We start from the raw sequence: 6,691 nt of genomic DNA on the forward strand, positions 1-6,691 counted from the left end.
ACTACTCACGGCCCCACCGCGCCTCCAAGGCCTCCCACCGGCCCGGATATCCTGGCGTGGTGACTTCCCCGGGCAATGTGAATTTTCCAGTGGTGGGCATGATCGGTGGCGGGCAGCTGGCCCGCATGGCACACCAGGCGGGCATCCCGCTCGGGGTCAGGTTCAAGCTCCTCGCCGACACCCCCCAGGACTCCGCCGCACAGGTGGTTTCCGACGTCGTCCTCGGTGACTACCGCGACCTCGACACCCTGCGCCGCTTCGCGGCCGGCTGCGACGTCGTCACCTTCGACCACGAGCACGTCCCCACCGAGCACCTGCGCGCCCTGGAGGCCGACGGCATCGCCGTCCGCCCCGGGCCGGAGGCGCTGGTCAACGCCCAGGACAAGGGCGTGATGCGGGCCAGGCTCGACTCCATCGGGGTGCCCTGCCCCCGGCACCGGATCGTCGCCGACCCGGCCGACGTCACCGCCTTCGCGAACGAGGGCACGGGCTACCCGGTCGTGCTGAAGACCGTCCGCGGCGGCTACGACGGCAAGGGCGTCTGGGTCGTCGGCGACGAGCAGGAGGCCCGGGCGCCGTTCCTGGCCGGCGTCGCCGTGCTGGCCGAGGAGAAGGTCGACTTCGTCCGCGAGCTGGCCGCCAACGTGGTCCGCTCGCCCAGCGGCCAGGCCGTCGCGTACCCGGTGGTCGAGAGCGTCCAGGAGAGCGGCGTCTGCGCCGAGGTCACCGCCCCCGCGCCGGACCTCGACCCCGCCCTCTCCGACGAGGCCCAGCAGCTCGCCCTGCGGATCGCCGGCGACCTCGGCATCGTCGGCCACCTCGCCGTCGAGCTGTTCCAGACCCGCGACGGCCGGATCCTGGTCAACGAACTCGCCATGCGGCCGCACAACTCCGGGCACTGGACCCAGGACGGCGCGGTCACCTCGCAGTTCGAGAACCACCTGCGGGCCGTCCTCGACCTCCCGCTCGGCGACCCCCGGCCGCGCGCCAAGTGGACCGTCATGGTCAACGTCCTCGGCGGCGACTACCCGGACATGTACCACGCCTTCCTGCACTGCATGGCCCGTGACCCGGGGCTGCGGATCCACATGTACGGGAAGGACGTGAAGCCCGGCCGCAAGGTCGGCCACGTCAACGTCTTCGGGGACGACCTCGACGACGTCCGCGAGCGCGCCCGCCACGCGGCCGCCTACCTGCGAGGAACGATCACCGAATGACCTCTCCTGTCGTTGGCATCGTGATGGGCTCCGACTCCGACTGGCCGGTCATGGAGGCCGCCGCCCAGGCCCTGGACGAGTTCGAGATCCCGTACGAGGTGGACGTCGTCTCCGCCCACCGGATGCCCCGCGAGATGGTCGCGTACGGCGAGAACGCCCACCGGCGCGGCCTCAAGGCGATCATCGCCGGGGCCGGCGGCGCCGCCCACCTGCCCGGCATGCTGGCCTCCGTGACCCCGCTGCCCGTCATCGGCGTGCCCGTCCCGCTGCGCTACCTGGACGGCATGGACAGCCTGTTGTCGATCGTCCAGATGCCGGCCGGGGTGCCGGTGGCCACCGTCTCGGTCGCCGGGGCGCGCAACGCGGGCCTGCTCGCGGTCCGGATGCTCGCCGCCTTCGACCCGGAACTCACCGAGAGGATGACCGAGTTCCAGGCCGAACTGAACAACCAGGCCACCGAGAAGGGCAAGAAGCTCCGGGCCAAGGTGGCCGGTTCCTCCTCCTTCGGGTTCGGCAAGTAGACCCACCGGTGGGGTGGGGTAGAACAGCCGTATGACTTCTCCGACGGACTCCCTCACCCCGCTGGACCGGGCCCGCGCCCTGCTGCGCAGCGCCCCCGTGGTCGACGGTCACAACGACCTCCCCTGGGCGATGCGCAAGCAGGCCGGGTACGACCTCGACGCGCTCGACCTCGCCGCCGACCAGAGCGGCCGCCTGCACACCGACCTCGCCCGCCTCGCGGAGGGCGGGGTCGGCGCGCAGTTCTGGTCCGTCTACGTGCCCACCTCGCTGACCGGCGACCACGCGGTGAGCGCCACCCTGGAGCAGATCGACTTCGTCCACGCCCTGGTCGAGCGCTACCCGGACCGGCTCCGCCTGGCCCGCACCGCCGCCGACATGGAGGCCGCCCGCGCCGAGGGCCGGATCGCCTCGCTGATGGGCGCCGAGGGCGGCCACTCGATCGACAGCTCGCTGGCCACCCTGCGCGCCCTGTACGAGCTCGGCGTGCGCTACCTGACCCTCACCCACAACGACAACGTGCCGTGGGCCGACTCCGCGACGGACAAGCCGGCGGCCGGCGGCCTCACCCGGTTCGGCGAGGAGGTCGTCCGGGAGATGAACCGGCTCGGCATGCTGGTCGACCTCTCGCACGTCTCCGCCGACACCATGCGCGACGCCCTGCGGGTCACCGAGGCGCCGGTCGTCTTCTCGCACTCCTCCGCGCGCGCCGTCTGCGACCACCCGCGCAACATCCCGGACGACGTGCTCGCCCAGCTGCCCGCCAACGGCGGTGTCGCGATGGCGACCTTCGTCCCCAAGTTCATCCTGCCCGCCGCCATCGAGTGGACCGAGGCCGCCGACGCCAACATGCACGCCCACGGCTTCCACCCGCTGGACACCACCCCGGCCGCGATGGAGCGCCAGCGCGCCTACGAGGCCGCCCACCCGAGCCCGGTCGCCACCCCGGCCACCGTCGCCGACCACCTCGACCACATGCGCGAGGTCGCGGGCATCGACCACATCGGCATCGGCGGCGACTTCGACGGCACCGCCTTCCTCCCGGACGGCCTCGACTCGGTGGCCGGCTACCCCAACCTGGTCGCCGAACTCCTCGACCGCCACTGGTCGGAGGCCGACCTGTCCAAGCTCACCTGGCACAACGCCGTCCGCGTCCTGCGCGACGCCGAGTCGGCCGCCGCCTCCCTGCGGGCCACCCGCCGGCCCTCCATCGCCACCATCGACCGGCTCGACGGCTGAGGGCCTAGGCCAGCCGCGGGATCTCGATGGCCGGGCACCGGTCCATGACCATCGAGAGCCCGGCGGCCCGGGTCCGTTCGTACGCGGCCTCGTCCACCACCCCGAGCTGGAACCACACCGCCTTCGCCCCGACCGCCACCGCCTGGTCGGCCACCTCCCCGGCCAGCGCGCTGTTCACGAACACGTCCACCACGTCGACCGGGAACGGGATGTCGGCGAGCGAGGCGTACCCGGGCTCGCCGAGCACCGTCTCCGCCTTCGGGTGCACCGGCACGATCCGCTTCCCGTACCGCTGGAGGACCCGCGCCACCCCGTGGGCGGCCCGGGCGGTGTTGTTCGACAGCCCGACCACCGCCCAGGTGTCGCCGCTGCCGGTGAGGATCCCGCGGACCGCCGCGTCGTCGCCGTAGTTCGTCATGCCGGTGCCAACGACGGCCGGCGGCCCGGGATTCCGGGCCCCGGGGCCGGACGGCGGCCGGAAGCCGGCGCGGCGCGGCGCCGGGGGTTCAGCCGAAGTGCGCCCGGACCTGGCCGATGAAGGCGGGCCAGCGGTCGCCCGGGGGCCGTGAGCCGAGCTTCGCCTGGTCGAGGGCCGTCCGCAGGTTGTTCTTCAGCCGGACCGGTGAGCCCATGACGGCTTCGTTGCGCAGGGCCAGGCGGGCCAGCTCCCCGGCTGTGGGGAGCCGGTCGCTCTTGGCGCTGTTGCACGTCTCGTGGGTCGGGGCGAGGTTCCACGGCCGGTCCAGGTCGGGCTGCGGACCGTTCTGCAGGACGTCGAAACGGCGCATCAGCGAGAACGGGAAGACGTGGTCGACGGCGACCCTGTCCCCGGCGGTGATGGGCTCGTCGCAGATCAGGCAGCGCCCGTGCTGGAAGCCGATCAGGGCCTCCGCGACCCCGGCGACGGATCGGCGCCGCCGCCGGTCCACCAGCATCCACCGTTCCACGTCCACGGAGAGTTCGTCGGCGAGCAGCTCCCGGCCGATGCCCAGTGCGAAGGCCGACTCCACGATGCTCCAGCGGGCCTCCAGCTCCGTCCGCAGGCCCGCCGCCTGCTCGGACTCGGCGAGTTGCCGCAGGGCGGGCGTCAGGACGACGGTCCGGTGCCTGCCCCGTCCGGTCAGCTCGTAGAAGCGGTGCGCGACCTCGGTGCCGCCGGCCAGGTTGTGGAACCGGTCCATCACCATGCCCGGCATGGACTTCCGGGCCGCCTCGACGAGCCGCTCGGTCGGCCGACCGGCGGCCAGGGTCGCTGCGGCCTCCTCGGCCGCCACGGTGAGGAAGTCGTCGGAGCCCCCGACGGCCGGTGACTGGGGGGCGTCGCCGAGCCGGGTGGCCAGCGCCATCGCGTACGGCTCGGCCAACTCGTCCAGGAGGACATCGGCGTGTCCGGCGCCGGCGCGGTCCAGCAGGGCCGCGCCCAGCGCGAACTTGTACGTGCGGCTGTTGCGGCCCATCAGGATCGCCTGTCGCCAGGCGGCCCGGGGGGTCGGGTCCTGCCGGTAGAACTCCGTCGTCATCGCACGCTCCGGGTCGGGTCGGACGAGGGCCCAACTGCTCGGTGCGGGCCGGAGTTCCCGGAACGCCCGCCCGGCGCCCGGGATTCCGGGCGCCGGGGGCCGTCGTCAGCTCGGGCGGCCGAGGGCGCGGTAGGTCCAGCCGGCGGCGCGCCAGGCGTCGGCGTCGAGGACGTTGCGGCCGTCGAGCAGGCGGCGTTCGGCGACGACGGCGCCGAGTTCGGCCGGGTCGAGGGTGCGGAACTCGGCCCACTCGGTGAGGTGGAGGACGACGTGGGCGCCCTCGGCGGCCTCCAGGGCGGAGTCGGCGTAGGCGAGGGAGGGGAACATCTTGCGGGCGTTGTCCACGGCCTTCGGGTCGTAGACGGTGACCTGGGCGCCCTGGAGCTGGATCTGGGCGGCCACGTTGAGCGCGGGGGAGTCCCGGATGTCGTCCGAGTTGGGCTTGAAGGCGGCGCCGAGGACGGCGACCCGGCGGCCCAGGAAGCCGCCGCCGCACTGTTCGCGGGCCAGCTCGACCATCCGGGAGCGGCGCCGCATGTTGATCGAGTCGACCTCGCGCAGGAAGGTCAGCGCCTGGTCGGCGCCGAGTTCGCCGGCCCGGGCCATGAACGCCCGGATGTCCTTGGGCAGGCAGCCGCCGCCGAAGCCCAGGCCGGAGTTGAGGAACTTGCGGCCGATCCGTTCGTCGTGCCCGAGCGCGGTGGAGAGCAGCGTGACGTCCGCGCCGGCCGCCTCGCAGACCTCGGCCATCGCGTTGATGAAGGAGATCTTGGTGGCCAGGAAGGAGTTGGCGGCGGCCTTCACCAGTTCGGCGGTCGCGTAGTCGGTGACCAGGAAGGGCACCCCGGCCGAGATCGGCTCCGCGTACACCTCGCGCAGCAGCCGCTCGGCCCGCTCGCTCACGGCGCCGACCACGATCCGGTCCGGCCGCAGGGTGTCCTGGACGGCGAAGCCCTCGCGGAGGAACTCGGGGTTCCAGGCGAGTTCGGCGTCCGCGCCGACCGGCGCCAGGGCCGCCAGCCGCTCGGCCAGCCGGGCCGCCGAGCCGACCGGCACGGTGGACTTGCCGACCACCAGGGCGGGGCGGGTCAGGTGCGGGGCGAGCTCCTCGATCGCGGTGTCCACGTACGACATGTCGGCGGCGAACTCGCCCTTGCGCTGCGGGGTGTTGACGCAGACGAAGTGCACGTCGCCGAACTCGGCGGCCTCCTGGGCGGAGGTGGTGAAGCGCAGCCGCCCGGTCGAGCCCTCGTGCCCGGCCACGTGCTTGAGCAGCAGCTCGGACAGGCCCGGCTCGTACATCGGCACCCGGCCGGCGGTGAGGGTGGCGATCTTCTCGGGATCGATGTCCAGACCCAGCACCTCGAAGCCGAACTCGGCCATCGCGGCGGCATGCGTGGCGCCGAGGTAGCCGGTGCCGATCACGGAGATGCGCAGGGTCACGGATTCCCCTTGGGTTGCGGGTTCGACCAGTAGAGGTGCCCCTGATGCTATCCGCCCCGGTGGCGTGGCCACCGATCGCCCGCACGCCCGGGAGGCTGGGCAGCCGCTGGTCGGAGCCCTAGGATCTCTACTGAACGGTAGTTAACCGCGATTGGACTCGGATCGGACGCCGGTCGGTTGGCGATCGGGCGTCGGCCACTGGACGACGAGGCAGGCATCATGGCGGGCAGCGCAGGGGCGGCTGACTTCGATCTCTTCCGTATCTCCGAGGAGCACGGGATGCTCCGTGAGGCGGTGCGTTCGCTGGCCGAGGCGAAGATCGCTCCGTTCGCGGCGGAGGTGGATGAGCAGGGTCGGTTCCCGCAGGAGGCGTTGGACGCGTTGACGGGCAGCGATCTGCATGCGGTGCACGTGCCGGAGGTGTACGGGGGTGCGGGGGCGGACGCGCTGGCGACGGTGATCGTGATCGAGGAGGTCGCGCGGGTGTGCGGTTCGTCGTCGTTGATTCCGGCGGTGAACAAGCTGGGGTCGTTGCCGGTGCAGTTGTCGGGGTCGGAGGAGTTGAAGGCGCGGTATCTGGGGGCGCTGGCGCGGGGTGAGGGGATGTTCTCGTACTGCCTGTCGGAGCCGGAGGCGGGTTCGGATGCGGCGGGGATGCGGACGCGGGCGGTGCGTGACGGTGATTTCTGGGTGCTGAACGGGGTGAAGCGCTGGATCACGAACGCGGGGGTGTCGGAGTTCTACACGGTGATG

7 protein-coding genes are annotated in these 6,691 nt (G+C 72.6%); 4 read left to right on the top strand and 3 right to left on the bottom strand.

Going from position 1 to position 6,691, the window contains the following annotated elements; translation table 11 throughout:
• The first annotated feature begins 77 nt into the window (after window positions 1-77).
• From AB0O91_RS29380 to AB0O91_RS29390, 3 genes are read left to right on the top strand one after another with little or no spacing between them, the layout of a single operon-like run.
• Entirely contained in the window at window positions 78-1,217 is a 1,140-nt protein-coding gene (locus tag AB0O91_RS29380) for a 5-(carboxyamino)imidazole ribonucleotide synthase (protein ID WP_363439201.1), read from the top strand.
• Window positions 1,214-1,738, top strand: a complete 525-nt coding sequence (gene purE / locus AB0O91_RS29385) for a 5-(carboxyamino)imidazole ribonucleotide mutase (RefSeq protein WP_360216248.1) — start codon at window positions 1,214-1,216, stop codon at window positions 1,736-1,738. The genes AB0O91_RS29380 and purE overlap by 4 nt, the downstream gene beginning before the upstream one ends.
• A 31-nt stretch (window positions 1,739-1,769) precedes the next feature.
• Window positions 1,770-2,975, top strand: a complete 1,206-nt coding sequence (locus tag AB0O91_RS29390; protein ID WP_363439203.1) for a dipeptidase — start codon at window positions 1,770-1,772, stop codon at window positions 2,973-2,975.
• Window positions 2,976-2,979: 4 nt separating this feature from the next.
• Here the strand turns inward: AB0O91_RS29390 and AB0O91_RS29395 are convergent, their stop codons facing one another.
• The 3 genes from AB0O91_RS29395 to AB0O91_RS29405 all read right to left on the bottom strand — a co-directional run bounded on the left by AB0O91_RS29395 (window position 2,980) and on the right by AB0O91_RS29405 (window position 5,938).
• Window positions 2,980-3,393 carry a CoA-binding protein gene (locus tag AB0O91_RS29395; RefSeq protein ID WP_363439206.1) on the bottom strand — a complete coding sequence of 138 codons (414 nt, stop codon included), beginning with the start codon at window positions 3,391-3,393 and terminating at the stop codon, window positions 2,980-2,982.
• Between the two features lie 88 nt (window positions 3,394-3,481).
• Window positions 3,482-4,495 (bottom strand): HNH endonuclease, encoded by a 1,014-nt coding sequence (locus AB0O91_RS29400; RefSeq protein WP_363439209.1) that lies wholly within the window; start codon window positions 4,493-4,495, stop codon window positions 3,482-3,484.
• A gap of 105 nt (window positions 4,496-4,600) precedes the next feature.
• Window positions 4,601-5,938: a UDP-glucose/GDP-mannose dehydrogenase family protein gene (locus tag AB0O91_RS29405; protein WP_363439213.1), complete on the bottom strand. Its 1,338-nt coding sequence runs from the start codon at window positions 5,936-5,938 to the stop codon at window positions 4,601-4,603.
• Between the two features lie 219 nt (window positions 5,939-6,157).
• Between AB0O91_RS29405 and AB0O91_RS29410 the strand changes: the two genes are divergently transcribed.
• Window positions 6,158-6,691: acyl-CoA dehydrogenase family protein (locus tag AB0O91_RS29410; RefSeq protein ID WP_363439216.1), on the top strand; the 534-nt coding region annotated here is incomplete at its 3' end.

Origin of the sequence: Kitasatospora sp. NPDC089797, from assembly GCF_040684795.1 — a bacterium.
Lineage (GTDB): Bacteria > Actinomycetota > Actinomycetes > Streptomycetales > Streptomycetaceae > Kitasatospora.